This window comes from Anoxybacillus tepidamans PS2, assembly GCF_000620165.1.
In the GTDB taxonomy this organism is placed as follows: Bacteria; Bacillota; Bacilli; order Bacillales; family Anoxybacillaceae; genus Anoxybacteroides; species Anoxybacteroides tepidamans_A.
Genome location: NZ_JHVN01000001.1, coordinates 437285 through 458992, shown reverse-complemented (window position 1 = coordinate 458992; position 21708 = coordinate 437285). Strand labels below are relative to the sequence as shown.

At 43.3% G+C, this 21708-nt stretch carries 20 protein-coding genes and 1 pseudogene; 14 read left to right on the top strand and 7 right to left on the bottom strand.

From position 1 onward, the window contains the following. Positions 1-78: 78 nt before the first annotated feature. The 10 genes from N667_RS0102490 to N667_RS0102445 all read left to right on the top strand — a co-directional run bounded on the left by N667_RS0102490 (position 79) and on the right by N667_RS0102445 (position 10320). The gene (locus tag N667_RS0102490; protein ID WP_027408102.1) at positions 79-1065 is read left to right on the top strand and encodes a branched-chain amino acid ABC transporter permease; all 987 of its coding nucleotides are present in this window, start codon (positions 79-81) and stop codon (positions 1063-1065) included. A 3-nt stretch (positions 1066-1068) separates the two neighbouring features. Beyond that, positions 1069-2373 carry an ABC transporter permease subunit gene (locus N667_RS0102485; protein WP_084278837.1) on the top strand — a complete coding sequence of 435 codons (1305 nt, stop codon included), beginning with the start codon at positions 1069-1071 and terminating at the stop codon, positions 2371-2373. After that, on the top strand, positions 2354-3133 hold the full coding sequence (locus N667_RS0102480; protein ID WP_027408100.1) for an ABC transporter ATP-binding protein: 780 nt from the start codon (positions 2354-2356) through the stop codon (positions 3131-3133). The genes N667_RS0102485 and N667_RS0102480 overlap by 20 nt, the downstream gene beginning before the upstream one ends. Positions 3134-3147: 14 nt before the next feature. Next, complete coding sequence (locus tag N667_RS0102475) at positions 3148-3855, top strand: ABC transporter ATP-binding protein (RefSeq protein ID WP_027408099.1); 708 nt, start codon at positions 3148-3150, stop codon at positions 3853-3855. A gap of 243 nt (positions 3856-4098) precedes the next feature. Further along, complete coding sequence (locus N667_RS0102470) at positions 4099-4806, top strand: TrmH family RNA methyltransferase (protein WP_027408098.1); 708 nt, start codon at positions 4099-4101, stop codon at positions 4804-4806. Positions 4807-5069: 263 nt separating this feature from the next. Beyond that, positions 5070-5981 carry a cytochrome aa3 quinol oxidase subunit II gene (gene qoxA / locus N667_RS0102465; RefSeq protein ID WP_027408097.1) on the top strand — a complete coding sequence of 304 codons (912 nt, stop codon included), beginning with the start codon at positions 5070-5072 and terminating at the stop codon, positions 5979-5981. Positions 5982-6018: 37 nt separating this feature from the next. Then, positions 6019-7965 carry a cytochrome aa3 quinol oxidase subunit I gene (gene qoxB / locus N667_RS0102460; RefSeq protein ID WP_027408096.1) on the top strand — a complete coding sequence of 649 codons (1947 nt, stop codon included), beginning with the start codon at positions 6019-6021 and terminating at the stop codon, positions 7963-7965. A gap of 3 nt (positions 7966-7968) precedes the next feature. After that, entirely contained in the window at positions 7969-8583 is a 615-nt protein-coding gene (qoxC, locus tag N667_RS0102455; protein ID WP_027408095.1) for a cytochrome aa3 quinol oxidase subunit III, read from the top strand. Between the two features lies 1 nt (position 8584). Beyond that, positions 8585-8884: a cytochrome aa3 quinol oxidase subunit IV gene (gene qoxD / locus N667_RS0102450; RefSeq protein WP_027408094.1), complete on the top strand. Its 300-nt coding sequence runs from the start codon at positions 8585-8587 to the stop codon at positions 8882-8884. Between the two features lie 173 nt (positions 8885-9057). Further along, positions 9058-10320 carry an erythromycin esterase family protein gene (locus N667_RS0102445; protein WP_027408093.1) on the top strand — a complete coding sequence of 421 codons (1263 nt, stop codon included), beginning with the start codon at positions 9058-9060 and terminating at the stop codon, positions 10318-10320. Between the two features lie 29 nt (positions 10321-10349). On the opposite strand, the gene N667_RS19920 is transcribed toward N667_RS0102445, so the two are convergent. From N667_RS19920 to N667_RS0102425, 4 genes are all read right to left on the bottom strand, one after another. Next, positions 10350-10517 (bottom strand): hypothetical protein, encoded by a 168-nt coding sequence (locus N667_RS19920; RefSeq protein WP_198020505.1) that lies wholly within the window; start codon positions 10515-10517, stop codon positions 10350-10352. Positions 10518-10677: 160 nt separating this feature from the next. Then, positions 10678-11400 carry an amino acid ABC transporter ATP-binding protein gene (locus tag N667_RS0102435; protein WP_027408092.1) on the bottom strand — a complete coding sequence of 241 codons (723 nt, stop codon included), beginning with the start codon at positions 11398-11400 and terminating at the stop codon, positions 10678-10680. Next, positions 11397-12053 (bottom strand): amino acid ABC transporter permease, encoded by a 657-nt coding sequence (locus tag N667_RS0102430; RefSeq protein WP_027408091.1) that lies wholly within the window; start codon positions 12051-12053, stop codon positions 11397-11399. The genes N667_RS0102435 and N667_RS0102430 overlap by 4 nt, the downstream gene beginning before the upstream one ends. A 68-nt stretch (positions 12054-12121) precedes the next feature. Further along, positions 12122-12931 (bottom strand): basic amino acid ABC transporter substrate-binding protein, encoded by an 810-nt coding sequence (locus tag N667_RS0102425; RefSeq protein ID WP_027408090.1) that lies wholly within the window; start codon positions 12929-12931, stop codon positions 12122-12124. A 484-nt stretch (positions 12932-13415) separates the two neighbouring features. Between N667_RS0102425 and N667_RS20110 the strand changes: the two are divergent. After that, a pseudogene (locus N667_RS20110) lies at positions 13416-13740 on the top strand (sodium:solute symporter family transporter); the annotation flags it as partial. A gap of 98 nt (positions 13741-13838) precedes the next feature. Here N667_RS20110 and N667_RS0102415 read toward each other — a convergent pair. The 3 genes from N667_RS0102415 to N667_RS0102405 form a co-directional block, all read right to left on the bottom strand. Beyond that, positions 13839-14690: a carbon-nitrogen hydrolase family protein gene (locus N667_RS0102415; protein WP_027408088.1), complete on the bottom strand. Its 852-nt coding sequence runs from the start codon at positions 14688-14690 to the stop codon at positions 13839-13841. Positions 14691-14825: 135 nt separating this feature from the next. Beyond that, entirely contained in the window at positions 14826-15959 is a 1134-nt protein-coding gene (gene ald, locus N667_RS0102410) for an alanine dehydrogenase (protein ID WP_027408087.1), read from the bottom strand. A 113-nt stretch (positions 15960-16072) separates the two neighbouring features. After that, positions 16073-17311, bottom strand: coding sequence for a PucR family transcriptional regulator (locus tag N667_RS0102405; protein WP_027408086.1), 1239 nt, complete (start codon positions 17309-17311; stop codon positions 16073-16075). A 460-nt stretch (positions 17312-17771) separates the two neighbouring features. On the opposite strand from N667_RS0102405, the gene N667_RS0102395 reads away from it, so the two are divergent. From N667_RS0102395 to N667_RS0102385, 3 genes are all read left to right on the top strand, one after another. Next, complete coding sequence (locus N667_RS0102395; protein WP_027408085.1) at positions 17772-19391, top strand: M20/M25/M40 family metallo-hydrolase; 1620 nt, start codon at positions 17772-17774, stop codon at positions 19389-19391. Between the two features lie 105 nt (positions 19392-19496). Next, a complete protein-coding gene (locus N667_RS0102390) occupies positions 19497-20693 on the top strand; it encodes an MFS transporter (RefSeq protein WP_027408084.1) in 1197 nt (398 codons plus the stop codon). Positions 20694-20774: 81 nt separating this feature from the next. Then, positions 20775-21701, top strand: a complete 927-nt coding sequence (locus tag N667_RS0102385) for a DMT family transporter (protein ID WP_027408083.1) — start codon at positions 20775-20777, stop codon at positions 21699-21701. The last annotated feature ends 7 nt before the right edge of the window (positions 21702-21708 follow it).

The window sequence follows — 21708 nt, the reverse complement described above, 5'->3', positions numbered from 1 at the left end:
AAACAAATATTTGTTGTCCGAGGCAACAAAGCTGGGCGCTTTTCTGTGCAAAAGTAGCAAAACAGGCAGGTGAATAAAATGATTGAACAAGTATTGCAAACATTGCCGCAAGTACTGATTGACGGTTTAGCATTAGGAGCTGTTTATGCGATTGTTGCGTTAGGATACACGATGGTTTACGGGATTTTGGAGTTAATTAACTTTGCCCACGGAGAAATTTTTATGACGGGGGCATTTGTAGGAACGGCGATTTTATTGACGTTTTCTGGATTGGGTTGGATGGCGTCGATGCCAGCGATTCTCGCTCTTCTTTTAGTACTCATTGTTACATCGGTGGCTACCGGTTTACTTGGAATGGGAATTGAACGGGTCGCATACCGCCCATTGCGCAATGCGCCGAAGCTTATCACATTAATCACAGCAATCGGTATTTCGTTTTTACTTCAGGATATCGTTCGTTTTATTACGGAATTGAAAAATGGAAACTACATTCTAACAGGGCCAAGCTTATTTAGCAAACAAATCGGCGTTAAAGCTTCTGCGATTTCGTCAGTATTTAACGATGCATCAGTAAAATCCTCATTTTTCATTGTACTCATCCTAGCTGTGATCATGATGGTTGCCCTCGACTTTTTCGTCAATAAAACAAAATGGGGAATGGCGATGCGCGCCGTTGCGCAAGATCGGGAGACAGCGGCGTTAATGACGGTAAACGTGAATAAAGTCATCGCTCTTACATTCTTTATCGGTTCAGCGCTAGGAGGCGCAACAGGAGTATTATTTGCAGTTCAGTATGGAACAATCGATCCATACATCGGCTTTATTTTAGGGTTAAAAGCGTTTACAGCAGCGGTTTTAGGAGGCATCGGAAACATCCGGGGAGCGATGTTTGGCGGTATCATGATTGGATTGCTTGAAATGTTTGCTGCGGCAAATTTACCAGTCGTGTCGCATGGAATATTGGGTGCCGAGTACAAAGATGTATTTGCATTTGCGATTTTAATTATCGTGTTGATTTTCAAGCCGGAAGGTTTATTTGGAAAAGTGTCTGTAGAGAAAGTGTAGGTGATGGACGTGAAAAATTTGCTCAGTACGATTCAGGCAAACAAACGCCTTCAGGCAATAATTGTCGGTCTATATATTGTCGTTACATTTGCGAGTTTGTATTTGGCGCAAAAGTCAGTTATTGCTTTCTTGTTGCTTCTTGCTTCTCTTTTGCTGTTGTATTTTACAAGTTTTTCTAATCGAGTGAAATGGCTCGTCGGCGGTTTGGTGCTGGTTGTGTTGCTTCCTCTTGCCGCTAGCCAAGGCGAAGCGTATCAGTCTTACATGGAAGTCGCAACGTTAGTTGGTATTTATATCGCAATGGCTCTAGGGCTAAATATTGTTGTTGGTTTAGCTGGGCTTTTGGACCTCGGATTCGTCGCATTCTTCGCCCTAGGTTCCTACACCTACGGAATTTTTGCGACATCTCAAGCGAATAACTTTATGCCGTTCGGTCATTATCCTCTTTCCGGGGAAAGCTTTTGGGTATTTATTTTCATCGGATGCTTGGTCGCGGCATTATTTGGAGTGTTGTTAGGGATTCCAGTATTGCGCGTAAAAGGTGATTACCTAGCCATTGTTACGTTAGGATTCGGGGAAATTATCCGCATTATTTTCAATAACTTAGACAAGCCAGTGAACATTACAAACGGTGCGATGGGGCTTGCCTCTGTTAAGCCACCGGAGTTATTCGGCATCCAATTTATGTATCCAAGTCAGTTCTATTACATTGTATTGATTATCCTCATTGCTGTAATTTTTGCAGTACGTCGTCTTGAATACTCGAAAATTGGCCGCGCGTGGAAAGCGGTGCGGGAAAATGAAATTGCTGCTCAAGCGATGGGAATTCATCTTGTGCGCACAAAATTAATGGCATTTGCAGTTGGAGCATCGTTCTCAGGAATGATGGGCGTCGTGTTTGCGGCAAAGCAAACGTTCGTCGATCCAACGAGCTTTACATTAGTAGAGTCGATTACGATTCTCGTTATGGTTATTTTAGGTGGAATGGGTAGCGTTCCGGGAGTTATTCTTGGTGCTGCGATTGTAACTATTTTGAACTTACAAGTGTTAACGGAGCTTACAAACTGGTTGAACCAGCTCAGCTTAAGCGGTGTCATCCATGTTCCAGACGCGCTTTCACCAGCGAAGATGCAACGGTTTATTTTCGGGATTATCTTGATCTTGTTTGCGCTGTATCGTCCGCAAGGGCTATTGCCGGCGAAAAATCCTGTATTTGATGAGAAAGATCTAAAAGATACGGATAGTAATCATCCAATGAATACAGGCGTGCATAAAGGAGGGACGCAACATGTCCATCTTGACAGTTAAAAATTTAACGAAACAGTTCGGCGGGCTTGTGGCCAACAGTAATATCAATATGGAAGTGCAGCAAGGATCAATTACAGCGGTCATTGGTCCGAACGGTGCAGGCAAGACAACATTTTTCAACATGGTGACAGGCGTTTACCAGCCAACAAGCGGGGAAATTTTATTAAACAATGAGTCGATTGTTGGATTAAAGCCGCATCAAGTAACAAAAAAAGGAATTGCCCGTACGTTCCAAAACATTCGTTTATTTGGAGCAATTACAGTGTTAGAAAACGTCATGGTTGGCATGCACAACCATCTTCAAGGCGGGTTATTCAGCACTATTCTCAATTTACCGCGTGTCAAAAAAGAAGAGAAAGAAGCAAGACGGGAGGCATACCGCTTGCTTGAATACGTCGGTTTAGAATCATTTTTTAATGAGGAGGCGCGCAATTTACCTTACGGGGCGCAACGCAAATTAGAAATTGCCCGGGCGTTAGCCACAAAACCAAAAGTATTGTTGCTTGACGAACCGGCAGCCGGAATGAATCCAAAGGAAACAAACGAGCTCACGAAACTCATCTATAATATGAGAGAAGAGCTTGATTTAACCATTATCTTAATTGAACACGATATGAAACTTGTCATGGAAATTTCCGAACATATCGTTGTTTTGGACCACGGCGAAAAAATTGCGGAAGGGACACCTGATGAAATACGTAATAACGAAAAAGTCATTGAAGCTTATTTAGGAAAAGGCGCTGCCGCAACGGCTTCGTAAAGGGGGACCTCGCGATGAGTTTGTTAAGACTAGAGGATATTAATACGTTCTATGGTGGAATTCACGCCTTAAAAGGAGTTACGATTGAAGTTAACGAAGGGGAAATTGTGACGTTAATCGGCAGTAACGGTGCTGGTAAGTCTACGACGTTAAAAACGATCAGCGGGCAAGTAAAACCAAAAAGCGGAAAAATTTTATACAACGGTCAAGATATTACAAATACACCGCCGCATATTACAGCTTTGTCAGGGATTGCCCACGTGCCGGAGGGCCGCCGCATTTTTCCGCGGTTGACTGTAAAAGAGAATTTAGAGATGGGCGCATTTTCGGTAAAAGATAAAAAATTGATTGCTGAGCGGATGGAGCGAGTGTTTCATTATTTCCCGAGAATTAAAGAGCGCCTTCATCAAAAAGGCGGCACGATGAGCGGCGGGGAACAGCAGATGCTCGCGATCGGCCGGGCACTTATGATGCAGCCAAAGCTGCTCATGCTTGACGAGCCTTCGATGGGGCTTGCACCGATCATTGTCGAGCAAATTTTTGAAATTATTAAAGAATTAAATGACGAAGGCATGACGATTTTGCTCGTTGAACAAAACGCGTTCCAAGCGCTGCAAATTGCCCATCGCGGCTATGTTATTCAAACAGGGGAAATCGTGATGGCTGGACTCGGCCAAGAGTTGCTTGTTAATGAGCAGGTGCGTGAGGCATACTTGGCATAATAAACAGGACTCCAATGAAAGGAGTCCTTTTTTATTGAGATATTGGATCAATATGGGTCAACAGGTATTCGGCTTTATTATCTTGTCTTGCGTATAATGATACTTATTTCGGTGTGGGAGAGAGCTTCAATGGATCAACAAGGTTTTAAGAGTTTGATTTGTGATTACTATTTGCCGGATGTTTCGAAATTTTGTACAATGAAATTCGTTCTTAGAAATTTCAATAGAACGAAGGTGAACACAATGAACGAACAAGAAGCAAAAACGTTCATTGAACAATTAAAACAAGAGGGATTATTAACAGAAGAAAACCAACCCATTTGGGAAATGATTGTACCTGAGCGATTGAAGCGGATGTATGATGTATTAAATGAAAGAACTCGCCATATTACTATATTAACAGAGGCGGTCGATGATCCGCATAATCAGGCGGCGGTCCTACGTTCAGCGGAGGCATTTGGATTACAAGATGTGTACGTCGTTACGGGGCAGGCACCGTTTCAGCCAAATCCATTTGTGACGCGTAATGCGGATAAGTGGCTTACCATTCATAAAAAGCCCGATATTAAAACCGCTATTAAAGAATTAAAAGAAAGCGGTTATCAAGTACTGGCGAGCTATTTAGGAGAAGGAACGATCTCGCTTCATGACATTGATGTGTCGCGACCGACGGCGCTTTTATTTGGTAATGAACATTGCGGTGTATCGGATGAGGCGCTTTCCTTAGCCGACGGGACATTCATGATTCCAATGCATGGCTTTGTGCAAAGCTTTAATATATCTGTCGCGGCGGCATTAACGCTGTATGATGTCACCGGACGGGCACGAAGACAGCTAGGTGAGGCGTACTATTTGCCTGTATGCGAGAAGAAGCAGCTATACGAAGCATGGATGTGGCAAACGCTTCATCCGCGGACAAGACAGATGATGAAAGCGCGTCTCACAAAATAATATCGTTTTATATTGGTAAAAAACAGGGCTGATCCTTATGAGGAGGATCGGCTTTTTTTATGGAAAACATTTCATTGGGGGACGTATCCATACAAGTGAATATTTCTTGAATAGTTTTTGAACACATTGTGACAAATCTTTTTCTGATTTATGAACTTTTGCTTAAATCGGTTTCAAATGTTTCTACTTTTGATATGTTAAAAACAAAACATATTAGTAGTTTTTCTAGCGTTATTTTGCGATGTAAAGGGGGAAGCAAAGCGATGAAGCAGAAAATGTGGAAATGGGCTTCGTTGCTTCCGTTATCTTTGTTGCTGTTATTAAGCGGGTGCAGCGAAAATATGTTGGTGTTACAACCAAAAGGACCTGTTGCGAAGACGCAGTATGATCTAATTATGTGGTCCATTGGGTTTATGTTGTTAATTATTGTTGTTGTATTTGTACTATTTACTGTGGTGTTAGTTCGTTACCGTGAAAAACCGGGAAGGGACAATTACGAGCCTCCTGAAGAGGAAGGAAACACGTTGTTAGAAATCGTCTGGACAGCGATTCCGATTTTGATTGTTACAGCGCTCGCTGTTCCGACAGTAAAAGCAACATTTGCTTTAGAAAAGCCGTCCCAGAAGAGTGTGAAACCTTTAACGATTCATGTTACGGCGGCAAACTGGAAATGGATTTTTAGCTATCCGGAACAAAATATTGAAACAGTGAACTATGTCAATATTCCAGAAGACGTTCCTGTAAAATTCAAGTTAACATCAGTCGGTCCAATGAGTTCATTTTGGGTGCCGCAGTTAGGCGGACAAAAATATGCGATGGACGGCATGGAAACAGAATTGTTCCTTGAAGCAGATGAGCCGGGTTCATATATGGGACGGAACGCGAACTTCACAGGAAAAGATTTTACGCACATGGAATTTGAAGTCGTCGCGCAAACAAAAGATGACTTTAACAAATGGGTAAAAGAAGTGCAGCAAACAGCACCGAAACTAAGCAAGGGAAAATATGAAACCATTTTAAAACCGGGTCTTGTTGGCCGAATGACATTCTCGAATACACATCTTGAATGGATCGATCATGCAAAACAAAATAGCCATCATATGGGCAAAACAGAAGAACATAGTGAGAATACAAAACATCACGAAGGAATGGACATGGAGCATCATAGCCATTAATAGCATCCATTCATTGTAGGGAAGGAGGAACAGGCGGATGAAATGGAGCGAATTTTTCGTAACGGGAGAGCCGCTGATTTATGCAGCCGATGTATCCATCGTGTTAACGATGATCGGCATCGTTTTCGTTCTTACGTACTTTAAAAAGTGGAAATGGCTTTGGAATGAATGGTTAACGACGGTTGATCATAAGAAAATCGGTGTCATGTACATCATTTCAGCGGTGTTGATGTTATTCCGCGGCGGCGTTGATGCGCTGTTAATGCGCGCCCAATTAACGGCACCGAATATGAAATTTCTTGATTCGCAGCATTACAATGAAATTTTTACGACTCACGGTACGATCATGATCTTATTTATGGCGATGCCGTTTATTATCGGATTGATGAACATTGTCGTGCCGCTGCAGATTGGAGCGCGTGACGTCGCGTATCCGTATTTGAACGCGATAAGCTTTTGGTTGTTCTTCGTTGGAGCGATGTTATTTAACATTGCATTTGTCATTGGCGGCTCACCGGATGCGGGTTGGACAGCTTACTTCCCGCTTGCTGGGAACGAGTTTAGCCCGGGGGTTGGGAACAACTATTACGCGGTCGCTTTGCAGATTTCAGGTATTGGTACGCTGATGACCGGGATTAACTTTTTAGTCACCATTTTAAAAATGCGTGCGCCGGGGATGACGCTTATGCGCATGCCAATGTTTACGTGGACAATTCTTATCACATGCGTGTTGATTATTTTTGCTTTCCCGGTGTTGACAGTAGCGTTGGCGTTAATGACGTTTGACCGCTTGTTTGATACGCAGTTCTTTACGATGGCAAACGGCGGTATGTCGATGCTTTGGGCGAACTTGTTCTGGATTTGGGGACACCCTGAAGTATATATTGTTATTCTTCCATCATTCGGAATTTTCTCCGAGGTTGTTAGTACGTTTGCTCGCAAGCGTCTATTCGGTTATAAAGCGATGGTATATTCCATTGTCGGAATCGCGTTTTTAAGCTTCATCGTCTGGGTGCACCACTTCTTTACAATGGGTGCAGGCGCAGCAGTTAACTCCTTTTTCTCGATCACGACGATGGCGATCGCGGTGCCGACAGGTGTTAAAATTTTTAACTGGTTGTTTACGCTCCGCAAAGGAAGAATTCGTTTTACGACCGCGATGCTTTGGTCGCTCGCGTTCATTCCAAACTTCGTCATCGGTGGGGTCACTGGGGTGATGCTGGCGATGGCAGCGGCGGATTATCAATACCATAATAGTTATTTCTTAATTGCTCACTTCCATTATGTATTGATTGCTGGTACAGTGTTTGCTTGCTTTGCTGGACTCCATTATTGGTATCCAAAAATGTTCGGCCATATTTTGAACGAGCGATTAGGAAAATGGACATTCTGGTTGTTTATGATTGGGTTTAACATTTGTTTCTTCCCAATGTATTTCTTAGGACTCATGGGGATGACGCGACGCATGTACACATATTCGGCGGGACTTGGCTGGACGCCGCTTAACGTTGTCGCGTCAGTGGGCGCCGCTTTAATGGGAATTGGTTTTATTGTGCTTTGCTATAACATTTACTATAGCGCACGTTACGGTGAGCGCGACATGACCGGGGACCCATGGGATGGCCGTACTCTTGAGTGGGCGACATCTTCTCCGGTTGCACATTATAACTTTGCTGTGATTCCAGAAGTGAAGGATTTAGATGCATATTGGGAGATGAAGAAGTCCGGAAAAGGCTTTGAAATTGACGAGGAGAAATTGAAACCAATTCATATGCCAAGCAATTCCGGTCGCCCGTTTTTAATTTCGATTGCCTTTTTCTTTGCAGGGTTTGGCCTTGTGTTTAAATGGTTTACGCTAGCGATTATCGCTGCGGTATTCATCATTCTCGGTTTAATTCTTCGTTCGTTTGATGATGACGACGGTTACTATATCAGTGTAGACGAGATCAAACGTACGGAGCGTTTGACGGGAAAGGGGGCATAGAGAATGGCAGATACAGCTCATCACTATGATGAAACGATGCCATTAGAGTATCGAACAGAAGAAAGCCGCCTCAATATTTTAGGATTTTGGATTTTTCTTGGCGCCGAGGTCGCGCTGTTTGCGACCTTGTTCGCCACTTACCTTGTCCTATTCCAGCGAACTGGTCATGGACCGACAACGGCTGATTTATTTGAAATCAAAGATGTCATGATTGAAACGCTTCTTCTTTTGACGAGCAGTTTCACATGCGGGCTTGCCGTATTTGAAATGCGCCGCCGCCGATTGACAGGGTTGCTAGTATGGCTGTTAGTGACGCTGCTTTTAGGTGCCGGGTTCATCACATTTGAGGTGCGTGAGTTCATCCATTATGTTCACGAAGGAGCAACGATCCAAACGAGCGCGTTTCTTTCAAGCTTCTTTGTGCTTGTTGGGACGCACGGAGCGCACGTTAGCCTCGGAATTGGCTGGATGACGCTGATTATTATTCAGCTTTTGCAGCGGGGATTCACTCCGCGAACGGCACGCAAAGTGTTTATTGTCAGCTTGTACTGGCATTTCCTTGACGTTGTATGGATTTTCATCTTTACGCTAGTTTATTTGACAGGGATGGTGATGTAAGATGGGAGCAAACCATCACCATGAAACATTTCCTTGGAAACATATTGTCGGGTTCATTTTATCGCTTGTTTTGACGTTTGCCGCATTGTGGATTGCGTTTTCTTCAGGGCTTGCGACAAAGGCGATTCTTGTCGGAATCGTGGTACTCGCTGTCTTGCAAGCGGTGTTGCAGCTATTTATGTTCATGCATGTAACTGAAAGCGACAGCGGCAAAATCCAAACGATCAATATGGCATACAGCTTTTTTATCGCGATTGTTGTCGTGGCAGGTTCGATTTGGACGATGGCGTTCGTGTTATGATAAAAACCGGCCTTCCTTTAAAGGGGGGCCGGTTTATTTATTTAACACATTCACCGAGAAGTCTCCCGCCTCTAAGCGATCGGAGAGGTTCATGAGGGCAAAACAAAGAATACTTATATATGAAAAGTAAAATAATAAGGCTGCTACATAAATCCAAAAGGGTGAAAACTAAAATGATTACCACTCATCATTTGCAGTCTAGCATCGAGAAATATGCTCTTCCATTTCAACGAATGGATGATCTAAACCCGCTCATTCAAAGGGCAAGCAAAGCTAAATTTGTCCTGCTTGGAGAAGCGTCCCACGGCACTTCGGAGTATTACACGACTAGGACGGAAATTACGAAGCAGCTTATTGAAAAATTTGATTTTTCGTTTATCGCGGTTGAAGGCGATTGGCCTTCCTGTTATGAAGTGAATCATTATATTAAGGGCTATACTTCCGAATACAAAGACGCAAAAGAAGTGCTTAAAGCGTTTCACCGCTGGCCATCGTGGATGTGGGCAAATGAAGAGGTTTTAGAGTTAGTAGAGTGGCTTCGAGCTTATAATCAGAGAAGCAAGAAAAAAGTAGGATTCTACGGGCTTGATGTATACAGTCTTTGGGAGTCGATGGAAGCGATTGTTCAACATTTGCGTAACATTCAATCTCCTTATTTAGACAAAGCCATTAGGGCGTTTGAATGTTTCGAGCCGTTTAGTCGGAGAGGGGAACAATACGGTGTATCCGCTGTCTTCTATGGGAAAGACTGTATGGATGAGGTCATCGATCTTCTTAATGCGATTCAGTGGGATCGAAATATGTATAAAGATGATGAAGCAGATTTGAATTTGCTTGTGAATGCACTTGTGACAACAAATGCTGAGCATTATTACCATACGATGATTACAGATGACAATGAATCATGGAACATTCGCGATCGGCATATGGTTGAGGTGCTTGGTTTAGTAGCGGATTTTTACGGAAAAGAGGCAAAAGGCGTGGTGTGGGAGCATAATACACACATCGGGGATGCCCGGTTTACCGATATGGCGACAGAAGGGCTTGTCAATGTTGGACAGCTAACCCGTGAAAAATACGAAAGAGAAAATATTTATGCTGTTGGATTCGGGGCCTACAAAGGAACAGTTATAGCTGCCACAAAGTGGGGGGAGCCGTATAAAGTAATGCCTGTGCTCGAGGCTGTATCTGATAGTTGGGAATACTATTTGCATCTAGCGGGAAGCGAAAATAAAATACTCCTGTTCGATGAGCAAAATAAAGAGGAATTCCAACCGGCTATTGGACATCGAGCCATCGGGGTTGTTTATCATCCACATCTCGAACATTTAGGAAATTATGTGCCATCGCAAATCTCTGATCGGTATGATGCGTTTATTTACTTTGATGATTCTCATGCTCTTCGTCCATTGTTCGTTGAAAGTAAAATGGTATAAAGATTAATAAGCGCCATGTCATTCGGCGCTTATTCTAATTCTTTTGTGTCTTCTTGGTAATGCTCGCTGAGGAGCGGATTGTCTGTCGTAGCGAAATTTACTGATTGTAGGCTGGATTCAGAATCCATTCCATAATACCCTTTTAGTTTGTCTTTGACTAATTTGCCGCTTTGGAATTGTGGGTCTTTTTCCTTCATCACGTTGCACCTCTTTTTCTGTTTATTTTTCTACATTTTTTGGTTAAGTATGAAAAATATTTTGGCATTTGGTTCATAACGAGCTCATTTCATAAAAAATCCACCTTTCACGAAACAAGACTTTTGGAACATGTTCCGTGAAAGGCGGATGTAAAAAGCTTTATAGTACTTTTGATAAAAACGACTTCGTCCGTTCGTGCTGCGGATTGTCGAAAATGTCGCTTGGCGTTCCTTCTTCGACGATGTAGCCGCCGTCCATGAAGATGACGCGATCGCCTACTTCGCGGGCAAAGCCCATTTCATGGGTGACGACAACCATCGTCATCCCTTCATTTGCTAGCTGCTTCATAACGGCTAATACTTCCCCAACCATTTCTGGGTCCAAGGCAGAAGTCGGCTCGTCAAACAGCATCACTTTCGGCCCCATTGCGAGCGCCCGTGCGATGGCGACACGCTGCGCTTGTCCACCGGATAACGAGTCCGGGTAAACATTTGCTTTGTCTTGCAGGCCGACTTTTTTCAATAGCTCCATCGCTTTTTCTCTCGCTTTTTCAAGCGGCCATTTGCGCACTTTCACAGGGGCTAATGTAATATTGTCAAGCACGGTCATGTGCGGGAATAAGTTAAAGCGCTGGAACACCATGCCGACTTCTTCGCGTACTTTATTGATGTCGGTATTTTTATCTTTTAAATGGAATCCATCAATGACAACATCGCCTTCATCGAAGTTTTCAAGCAAATTCAAGCAACGTAAAAATGTCGATTTTCCTGAACCAGATGGGCCGATAATAACGACCACTTCGCCCTCTTTAATATGAGCATCGATTCCTTTTAGTACTTGCAAATCGCCAAATGATTTTTTTAAATTCGTGACTGTAATCATTGGTTCGAATACTTCCTTTCCAAATAATGTAGTAATTTACTGAGGGAAAGGGTTAAAATCAAATAAATGAACGCAACCGTTAAATACGGCTCCCATACGCGGTAATACTGTCCTTGCGCCGCTCTTCCCCAATACATTAACTCAGGAGCAGCAATGATCGCAGCAAGAGACGAATCTTTAATTAAGACGATAAATTCGTTCGCAAACGGTGGAATCATCCGTTTTAACGCTTGTGGCAAAATCACGTAACGCATAGCTTGGGCGTGTGTCATACCGAGCGAACGTGCTGCTTCCATTTGCCCTTTGTCAATCGATTGAATCCCTGCACGGAAAATTTCAGCAATGTAAGCCGCAGAGTTCAATGATAACGATACAGCCGCCGAAACCGTTGGGCTCGGTTGTGTAAAGAACATCGGCATGAGTCCAAAGTGAACAAGCAAAATTTGTACAAATAAAGGTGTTCCACGGAAAAAGTTAATGTACCATTCAAATGGAAGACGAACAAGTCGATTGTTAGACATTTTACCAAGTCCAATCGCCAGTCCAAGAATCGAGCCGACAATGATGGCAATTAAAGATAAACCAATCGTCAATAATACACCTTTCAGGAAAAACGGGGCGTATTCCTGGATGATATCAAAACGAAAATCCATTCTCCTCACCTTTCTTATAAAAATTGCGTAACTAATGCCGAATAGTTACGCAATTTTTTACCTGTATGTTATTGCTGTTTGAGCAAGTTGTCGACTTTCGGTTCATTACCGAACCATTTTTTGTAGATTTCTGCATATTTGCCGCTTTCGATGACTTTTTTAATCGCTGCATCTACTTTTGGTTTTAAGTCGCTTCCTTTCGGGAACATAAATCCATAAAACTCTGACTCGAAGTTTGTTGGATCCTCAATCGTTTTTAACTTTTTATCTGGGTTGTTTTTCACATATTCGTTCGCAACCGCGTTGTCTGTTACAACTGCTTCAACGCCGCCGTTTAAAAGGTCCATAATGGCAACAACTGTGTTTTCGAATTTTTTAATGTTTTTGTTTTCTGCGCCAAGCAATTTTTCAACGGCTGCTTGTCCAGTTGTTCCGTTTTGTACGCCGACCACTTTTCCTTTTAGATCAAGCGCATTTTTAATCGGACTATCTTCTTTGACCATAATCATATGAGTAGACTCAAAGTAAGGCATAGAGAAATCGTATGTTTGTTTACGTTTATCGTTAATTGTGATACCAGAAACCGCCATGTCTACTTCTTTTCCTTGTACTGCTGCGAATAAAGGATCCCAGCCGATATTTTTCAATTCATAGTCAATGCCGGCTTCTTTCATGACAGCATCTAACAAATCAACGTCAAACCCAACAATTTTTCCTTTATCCATGTACTCGAATGGAGCAAATGAAGCGTCGGTACCAACAACGATTTTCTTGTTCCCTTCTCCACTTCCTGAAGTTTGCTCCGATGCTTTACCGCCGCATCCTGCTAAAGCTACAAACAAAGCAAGGATAACAGCAAACACCATTCCTTTTTTCATCGTTTTCCTTCCCCCTTATACATCCTTTTTATTAAAAAATAAATAAATTTTAACATTGACTCAGTGTCTTTTGTTAATCAAATGTGAGACACTAACTAAGACGATTATCATACTACCAGTCTTTATTTATTTATGCAATACTTTTTATAAAAATAATTTTTTGTAACATTTAGAAAAAAAGTTAAAACATATCATGTTCATCTATACATATATTTCATATGAAATATACGGTAAATTCTAAAAAAATTAAAAAGAAGAAAAATATATTTTTATGAAAACAACATTTGGAAAAAATATTGTTTATAATTGTTTGTAATTTTAGATTTATTGAAATATTTTATAAATAAATTTCTCTCAGGAAGATAAATGCTTGATTTTATTTGCGTTGTATTACAAATATACAAATACAATTGTTATTTTTTTAATAATATTCTCTCATTTATTATTTTATCGACAAACGGATAACATGGAAAGGGGAGAGACCATGGTATTACTTTCCGTCTCGATTTATATGATCGGAATGTTGTTAATTGGTGATCGGCGGGCGCACGCCAGGTCTAGCGGTAGGTGCTTAGCGCAGGAGCTTCCGATATGAGTGAATGGCTCCTGGTGGAGCTTCCGGGAGCGATGTATGTATAGGGGTTAAGCGCATCTTGGATTGTCATCGGTTTGACGCTCGAAGCGTATGCGAACTGGTGATGTGTTGCACCGTGTCTTGCACATATACATGGAAGGTCGCAAACAACTCCATTACGATTTCAGAGTTTTGGGAGAACCGCTTTGGTGATGCATCGAAATTGTTGCGTTTGATTTGTAAACAGGCTTGATAATGCAAAACGCCTTTCCATCACGGGAAGGCGTTTTTATTACTAGGTAAGTGTAGGGCTGTCGCGTCGTTTTTAGCGTGTCAATTCCAGTCCGGGTATAGATCGACGCGACGGTCACGCCATGTCGTGACCGAGCCTTTTTCGCGAACTTTGTATAAAAGCGACAAGTCGAGGTCAGCAGTGACGACCATGTCGTCGTTAATTTCGCCTTCGACTAAAATACCGCGCGGCGGGAACGGGATGTCGTTTGGTGTAATAACTGCCGCTTGGCCAAAATTGGCGCGCATAAAATCGACTGTTGGCAAAGAGCCGACGGTGCCGGTCGTTACGACATACACTTGGTTTTCTACGGCGCGGGCGTGGCAGCAATACCGCACGCGGTGGAATCCGTGCCGGTCGTCAGTACACGATGGACAGAAGATGACGTCTGCTCCCTTGGCACGGACCATGCGCACAATCTCAGGGAATTCGATATCATAGCACGTTAAGAGGGCGATCGTGCCTTTGTCGGTCTGGAATACATTTACATGTTCCCCCGGCGTAATTCCCCATTCTTTTACTTCCGTCGGTGTAATATGGAGCTTTGCTTGTTGATGAACATCTCCATCAGGCGTAAATAAATGGGCGACATTATACAACTTATTGTCCTTTCGGATGACGTGCGTGCCGCCAATTAAGTGCATACCCGTTTGTTTTGCCAGTGCAGTAAACAGCTCGTAGTATGGTTCAGTATAGTTGGGCAAATCGTTGATAGTTCCCGCTTGTCCGCTACTTGTCGGAATCGACAATAATTGTGTCGTCATAAACTCGGGGAACAGCACAAACTCAGCTTCGAACTCCTGCGCCGTCTTGACGTAATGAGTGACTTGGTCGGCAAATTGTTGAAAGGAATGAATCGTATGAAGATGATATTGGACAGCTGATACACGCAAAGGGTTCACACTTCCTTTTGTCGTTCTTTTCTCTCTATTTTACTATAAATGGTTGCGATGTTGTCGTCAAAATAAAAAAGGATAGAACAAGCTAATCATTCTGCTTGTGCCTATCCTTTGTGTCGTTTCTTTCAATTAGTTAGCTGTAAGCTGTTTTCCAAATGCTTCTTCAACAGGAACGTAGTTGTAGCCAAGGTCGCGAGCGACTGCTTCGTATGTGATTTCGCCGTTGGCGACGTTGACGCCAAGTTTTAACGCTGCGTTGTCGGCAATCGCTTGGCGCACGCCTTTATTCGCGATTTGCAGCGCATATGGAATCGTCACGTTTGTTAATGCGATTGTTGATGTTCTTGGAACCGCACCAGGCATGTTCGCAACCGCGTAGTGAACGACGCCATGCTTCACGTATGTTGGATTGTCGTGTGTCGTCACATGGTCGCTTGTTTCCACGATGCCGCCTTGGTCGATCGCGACGTCCACGATGACAGAGCCTGGTTTCATCGCTTTTACCATTTCTTCTGTCACAAGCTTCGGTGCTTTTGCTCCTGGGATTAAAACGGCACCGATGACAAGGTCAGATTGTGCGACCGCTTGGGCAATGTTCATTGGGTTAGACATAAGTGTTGTGATTTGATGGCCGAAAATGTCATCCAATTCACGAAGACGGTCTGCGCTCAAGTCAATGATTGTGACATCGGCGCCTAAACCAACTGCAACTTTCGCTGCGTTCGTTCCAACGACACCGCCGCCGATGATTGTCACTTTGCCGCGGCTTACTCCCGGAACACCACCAAGAAGGATACCTTTTCCGCCTTTTGGTTTTTCTAAAAATTGCGCGCCAATTTGTGCCGACATACGTCCTGCGACTTCACTCATCGGTGTAAGAAGCGGAAGCGTACGGCCGACTTGCACTGTTTCATAGGCAATGGCGATAACGCCTTTTTCTTTTAACGCACGAGCTAATTCAGGCTCCGCTGCAAGATGCAAGTATGTGAATAGAATCAATCCTGGACGGAAATATTCATATTCGCTTGCGAGCGGCTCTTTCACTTTCATGACCATATCTGCTTGTGCCCATACGTCTTTTGCGCTGTCAATAATTTGTGCGCCAGCACTTACATAATCCTCATTAGTGAAACCGCTTCCAAGTCCTGCGTCTTTTTCAATAATAACTGTATGACCAGCTTGAACGAATGACAACACCCCAGCAGGAGTAATCGCCACGCGGTTTTCGTTATTTTTAATCTCCTTTGGTACACCAATAATCATGGGTTGAGTTCCTCCCTCATATTGTCCTCACTTGCAGTATACACAGTCGGTACTATTTTTTCTTTGTTTAGAAAAGAAAAAGAAGCGCCATTGTTTTGTGGATTTCCACAAAACTAATGCAGCGCTTCATATTTGGCTAGTTTAATATCGATATATAATTTTACTTTTTGATTTATATCGTGCAAATCAATTTCACCGATCTCCGCAATGCGCTTCAAACGATAGGCGAGCGTGTTCGGGTGAATGTTCAGCGCTTTGGCTGTTTCGTTTACATTACTATCGTGGTCAAAAAACGATTCGAATGTTTCGATTAAGTTTGTATGATGTTTGTCGTCATAGGCCTGCAATTTTGCGAGTGATGAATTAGTAAATTCCCCTTGCCGCTTTTTTTCTAATAACAAATCAAAAAATTGATACATGCCCAATTGTTGATATCCATAAATGGAAGAAGTTTGCTCAGGGAATTTTTCTTTCATTGATAAAACGGTCAACGCTTCTTTGTAGCTTTTTTCAATATGCTCAAATGTTTCATAAATGCCGCCGAAACTGCTTTGAATGCTGTTAATATGGAACCGCTCTTTCATTTTCGTCGCAAACGATGCGATGAATTGGTTAAACTCATATAGCGGTTGATTAGGTGATTTTGGAGCAGCTAATAGGATAAAATCGTTCCGGTCCACTGTGTAAAGAAGCACTTGAATTTGTTGTGTCGTCTGCAAAACATAGGAAATTTGTTTTTCGAGATCGTTTGTAATGTCGCTTGCAAAGCGAAAAACGAATACAGAAAAAAGTGAAGCGGTTGGAATTTGCATCATATCAAAGTTCTCTTTAATTTCTTCATTTGTTTTGATATGTCCTGTTAAGAGCTTCCAAAAAAATTCTTGCACCCGTTCTTCCCGCTTGTTTTTGCGCATATACAGCTGTAGCACTTTATTTTTGGCGGCTTTAGCCGCTTTTTTGAGCAATTCCATATCCTCTTTCGATAACGTCCGTTCCGTTTCCAATGCCCAAATAAATCCGATGACTTCGTTGTTTTTCCAAATGGAGACGGCGACGCGGTTTCCGAGGCCGACTTCGGAGATCGTATCGATGCGTAATGGCTCTTCGCTGCTTAATAACGCCGGAATGACGCCTTTTTTCCAAAGGCTATTAATTACTTTTTCGGGAACGCGGCGGCTAATGATTGTCGCCGTTCGCGCCGGATCGGTATAGTCGTCGTGTGCACTGTAGGCGATTAAGCGGTGATTCGCATCCTCGATCGTAATCGGACATTGCAGCAAGTCGCTAATGCGGTCTGCAAATTCTTCAAGGCTATCGAAATTCGCTTTGAAAGGGTCTTCTTTGAGTGTCATATAATCCCCGCTCTCAAAAGAAATGTTTGGTTGAGATATATTTATTGTAGCACAAGTGTTGATGATCCATTATTTTACTAAAAATGTGGAATGATATAGCTAGACACAAGCTTTTCTGTCTCTTCCCTCGAACAAGAACGCTAGCCTACAAATGCATTTGCCCGCAAAGCGTTCGTTGTTCGAGGAGGGCATGCGATATGCATGTCCAGTCGGCAAGCAGAGCTTCGCCGACTGCGGCAGAAAAGCTAGGAATCAAGCAATGTCAATTGGTTTTTATTGGATAATCAACACACCTGTTATTGTAGCAAAATGTCAATATAGTTGAAGCTGCTTTGAAAGTGAATGGGCTTTGTCGCCAAATTTAGAAACAGAACAAGAAAATTGACACTTGTTATTGTACAGTTTAGCACAAATATTTGCTAAAATAATAAAGGACTATAAGAAAAGCGGGGGAAATAGGATGAAATGGCAGACGAAGCAACAGTTAACCCAATTGCTTTGCAATTTAGTAGAGCATGCAAGCATCAGTAATTCAGAGGCAGAAGTGACGCTTTCGCAATACGTTGCGGAGCAGCTTCGGACTCTTGATTATTTTCAGGGAAATCCCGAGTTCGTTCAATTACATCCGACAGGGGATGGGCGCTATTTTGTCACAGCGCTTGTAAAAAAAGACGAGCGAGTGCGCGATACGATCGTTTTAGTGAGCCATTTTGACGTCGTCGATGTACAAGACTATGGGGCATGGAAGGAACTTGCTTTCTCGCCGCAAGTGTTGACGCAACGTTTTTATGAAAATAAAGAGCAGTTGCCGCCAGATGTACAAGTTGACTTAGAGAGCGGTGAATGGCTGTTTGGCCGCGGCGTGATGGATATGAAATGCGGATTGGCGCTGCATATGTCGCTCATTGAACAGGCGTGTCACGGCGCATTTGAAGGCAACTTGCTGCTTTTAACGGTGCCGGATGAAGAGGTGAACTCTGTCGGGATGCGCGCAGCAGTGCCGGCTCTAGTGGAAATGGCTAAGAAATATGATTTGTCTTATAAACTTGTGCTCAACTCTGAGCCGATGTTTACACGCTATCCGGGAGATCAAACGAACTATATTTATACTGGTTCGATCGGTAAAGTGCTTCCGGGGTTTTATTGTTACGGGAAGGAGACGCATGTCGGTGAGCCGCTGGCGGGGTTGAACGCTAATTTTATGGTGGCACAAGTCGTTAATGAACTAGAATTAAACACGGATTTTTGTGAGGTGTTTGGCCGTGAAGTGAGCCCGCCGCCGACCGGCTTATTTCAGACAGATTTGAAAGAAGATTATTCGGTGCAAATTCCGCACCGCGCAGTGACATTGTTCAATTTATTTTTACAGAAAAAGTCGATGGATGAAGTAACAGAAGAGTTGCTTGAATTAGCGAAGCGGGCCGGAAAACGAATTGAAGAGCGCTACCGAGAGCAGGCGGTTCGTTTTGCGCAAATGGAGCAATCGACGCCGAAATCGCTTTCTGTCAATGTATGGACATTTGCGGAACTAAGGCAAAAGGCGGTCGAAATGTTTGGAAGCGAGACGGTTGAACAATTAGAGAGCCGAGTTTTCGGGGATGCAGTGAAAAAGGATGAGCGAGAGCGAACGATTGAACTCGTTGATAAGCTGGCGATTCTTTGCAAAGACTTCGCTCCAATGATTGTCTTATTTTATGCTCCGCCTTACTATCCAGCCGTCAATTCAAGCGATGATTCGCTTGTTTGCCATCTTGTCGCGACATTGCAACAATACGCAAAAGAAAAGCACGACATTGAACTCGTGCAACAGCATTATTTCGGCGGCATTTCCGATTTAAGCTACGTTGGTTTGCATCAGCCTCTTTCTGCGCTGTGGGCGTTGACTGCCAATATGCCGATGTGGAACCGTGGCTACGAATTGCCAATTGATGCATTGGCCGAATTTCAAGTGCCTGTGTTCAACGTCGGACCGGTGGGCCGCGATGCGCATCAATGGACGGAGCGTTTGAATGTGCCGTTTGCGTTTGAGACGGTAAAGCAGTGGTTAGTATATGTAATCGAACAAGTATTTTCAAAATAAACAAAGGAGACTCGCCTCCTTTGTTTTTTTGTTTGAATCAAGGAGAATATATCAATATAATGGTGTATGTTATAGATTGACATCTGTCAAGAAGGGAGGCTTGTCATGAGTCAACAAACGATTTCTCAACGAAAGCTGTTAGGCATTGCTGGCCTGGGCTGGATGTTTGATGCGATGGATGTTGGGATGCTATCGTTTATTATCGCCGCGCTGCAAAAAGAATGGAATTTAACAGCTGAACAGATGGGCTGGATTGGCAGTATTAACTCAATCGGTATGGCGGTTGGAGCGCTTTTCTTTGGACTTTTAGCGGATCGTATTGGGAGAAAAAATGTTTTTATCCTTACGCTTTTATTGTTTTCTGTAGGAAGCGGTTTGTCGGCGCTTGCTACCACATTGACAATGTTTTTAATCTTACGTTTCATCGTCGGCATGGGACTTGGCGGGGAGTTGCCGGTGGCGTCGACATTAGTTTCTGAAAGCGTGCCAGCGAGCGAACGCGGAAAAACGGTCGTTTTGTTAGAAAGCTTTTGGGCGTTTGGTTGGCTGTTAGCAGCGCTGATTTCTTATTTTGTCATTCCGTCATACGGATGGAAGCTCGCTTTAATATTAAGCGCGGTGCCGGCTCTTTACGCTCTTTATTTGCGCTGGAGTTTGCCAGATTCTCCGCGTTTTTCTAGCGTTAAAAAGGAAAGTACCGTTTTTGCAAATATTGCAAAAGTATGGTCCTCAGATTATCGACGAGAAACGATTATGCTTTGGGTGCTGTGGTTTTGCGTCGTCTTCTCATATTACGGCATGTTTTTATGGTTGCCGAGTGTCATGGTGATCAAAGGATTTAGTTTAATTAAAAGTTTTCAATATGTACTTATTATGACCCTTGCGCAATTGCCGGGATATTTCAGTGCAGCATGGCTTATTGAACGTGTCGGCAGAAAATTTGTGCTTGTCGTGTATTTAATTGGTACGGCGGTGAGCGCGTATTTCTTTGGAAATGCCGAATCAATCGCATTGTTAATGTTGTTCGGTATCCTGCTGTCGTTCTTTAATTTGGGAGCGTGGGGAGCGTTGTACGCCTATACTCCGGAGCAGTATCCGACGTCCATTCGCGGCACAGGGGCAGGGATGGCTGCTTCATTCGGTCGGGTTGGCGGCATTTTAGGCCCGCTTTTAGTCGGTTATCTCGTAGCGCAAAAGGTAGGAGTTACCACTATTTTTGCGATTTTCTGCATTGCCATTTTTGTAGGAGCTTTGGCCGTTTGGATATTAGGAAAAGAAACGAAGCAGCAAGAATTGGTATAATCATTGACAAATAAGGGAAGGAGCGATATTTTTACTATTATTGCTTCTTCTCTTTTATTTTTCGAAAAGAGGTTGGATCGAATGGCAAAATGGTCGATTTATATGTTGCTTGTCGCGGTCATGGTCGTATGGGGAGGCAATGTCGTTGCGATTAAAATATTGGTGAGTGCTTTTACACCGATTATGATTACGTCATTGCGCCTTTTTGTTGCGGCATTGACAGTGTTTTTTGTACTGGCGGTGACGCGACAAAGCCAAAGGGTAACAGCCCAGCAATTGATGTTAGTATTTACAGTAGGATTATGTAATGTTGTAGGTCACCATTATTTTTTAGCGTCCGGCTTAACGAAGACAACGGCGTCAAACGCGGGAATTATTTTAGGGATGGCGCCGCTTGTGACCGCTTTATTAGCTGCCTTAATTTTGCGCGAACGATTGCGTTTAGCCAAGTTCATTGGAATCATTTCAGGGTTTACAGGTGTCATTTTTATCGTTACACATAGCTCCACAAAAATTGGCACGGTTTCGATGGGGGATCTCTATATTTTTTTAGCGGTGTTAGCGCAAGCGGTCAGCTTTATTTTTATTAAAAAGCTAGCAGCTTCTATAGATGTAAAGGTATTGACAGCTTGGATGCTTCTGACCGGATCGGCTGTTCTATTCGTGATTGGTCTTGCGGTTGAGGGAGATGGTTTGTCGCGGTTAGCCGCGGGCAGCATGTCAGCATGGCTCGTCTTTTTCGCTTCGGCGATTGTCGCAAGCGGGTTGGGACAAATGATTTATAACCGGGCCATTCAGCGACTCGGCGCGGCTGAAGCGGCCATCTTTATTAATCTATCACCGTTTTTTTCGTTGTTGGCCTCTTCTTTTTTCTTAGGGGAGAAAATTCACTTGGCGCAATGGTTCGGCTTTTTCTTTATTGTTACAGGTGTCGTACTTGCTTCCGGGGCGTTAGAAGAAAGGTTGTTCTTGTCTTCCGAAAAGAAAATCATAGGACCAGGGCGGTGAAGTTCGC

What these genes read in the sequence shown, in the direction of transcription:
- N667_RS0102470 (WP_027408098.1), top strand. Translation starts at nt 4,099, where the DNA reads ATGAACGAACAAGAAGCAAAAACGTTCATTGAACAATTAAAACAAGAG.
- qoxB (WP_027408096.1), top strand. Translation starts at nt 6,019, where the DNA reads ATGAAATGGAGCGAATTTTTCGTAACGGGAGAGCCGCTGATTTATGCA.
- qoxD (WP_027408094.1), top strand. Translation starts at nt 8,585, where the DNA reads ATGGGAGCAAACCATCACCATGAAACATTTCCTTGGAAACATATTGTC.
- N667_RS0102485 (WP_084278837.1), top strand. Translation starts at nt 1,069, where the DNA reads ATGGACGTGAAAAATTTGCTCAGTACGATTCAGGCAAACAAACGCCTT.
- N667_RS0102390 (WP_027408084.1), top strand. Translation starts at nt 19,497, where the DNA reads ATGAGTCAACAAACGATTTCTCAACGAAAGCTGTTAGGCATTGCTGGC.
- N667_RS0102445 (WP_027408093.1), top strand. Translation starts at nt 9,058, where the DNA reads ATGATTACCACTCATCATTTGCAGTCTAGCATCGAGAAATATGCTCTT.
- N667_RS0102425 (WP_027408090.1), bottom strand. Translation starts at nt 12,931, where the DNA reads ATGAAAAAAGGAATGGTGTTTGCTGTTATCCTTGCTTTGTTTGTAGCT.
- N667_RS19920 (WP_198020505.1), bottom strand. Translation starts at nt 10,517, where the DNA reads ATGAAGGAAAAAGACCCACAATTCCAAAGCGGCAAATTAGTCAAAGAC.
- N667_RS0102490 (WP_027408102.1), top strand. Translation starts at nt 79, where the DNA reads ATGATTGAACAAGTATTGCAAACATTGCCGCAAGTACTGATTGACGGT.
- N667_RS0102430 (WP_027408091.1), bottom strand. Translation starts at nt 12,053, where the DNA reads ATGGATTTTCGTTTTGATATCATCCAGGAATACGCCCCGTTTTTCCTG.
- N667_RS0102480 (WP_027408100.1), top strand. Translation starts at nt 2,354, where the DNA reads ATGTCCATCTTGACAGTTAAAAATTTAACGAAACAGTTCGGCGGGCTT.
- qoxA (WP_027408097.1), top strand. Translation starts at nt 5,070, where the DNA reads ATGAAGCAGAAAATGTGGAAATGGGCTTCGTTGCTTCCGTTATCTTTG.
- ald (WP_027408087.1), bottom strand. Translation starts at nt 15,959, where the DNA reads ATGATTATTGGTGTACCAAAGGAGATTAAAAATAACGAAAACCGCGTG.
- qoxC (WP_027408095.1), top strand. Translation starts at nt 7,969, where the DNA reads ATGGCAGATACAGCTCATCACTATGATGAAACGATGCCATTAGAGTAT.
- N667_RS0102435 (WP_027408092.1), bottom strand. Translation starts at nt 11,400, where the DNA reads ATGATTACAGTCACGAATTTAAAAAAATCATTTGGCGATTTGCAAGTA.
- N667_RS0102385 (WP_027408083.1), top strand. Translation starts at nt 20,775, where the DNA reads ATGGCAAAATGGTCGATTTATATGTTGCTTGTCGCGGTCATGGTCGTA.
- N667_RS0102395 (WP_027408085.1), top strand. Translation starts at nt 17,772, where the DNA reads ATGAAATGGCAGACGAAGCAACAGTTAACCCAATTGCTTTGCAATTTA.
- N667_RS0102475 (WP_027408099.1), top strand. Translation starts at nt 3,148, where the DNA reads ATGAGTTTGTTAAGACTAGAGGATATTAATACGTTCTATGGTGGAATT.
- N667_RS0102405 (WP_027408086.1), bottom strand. Translation starts at nt 17,311, where the DNA reads ATGACACTCAAAGAAGACCCTTTCAAAGCGAATTTCGATAGCCTTGAA.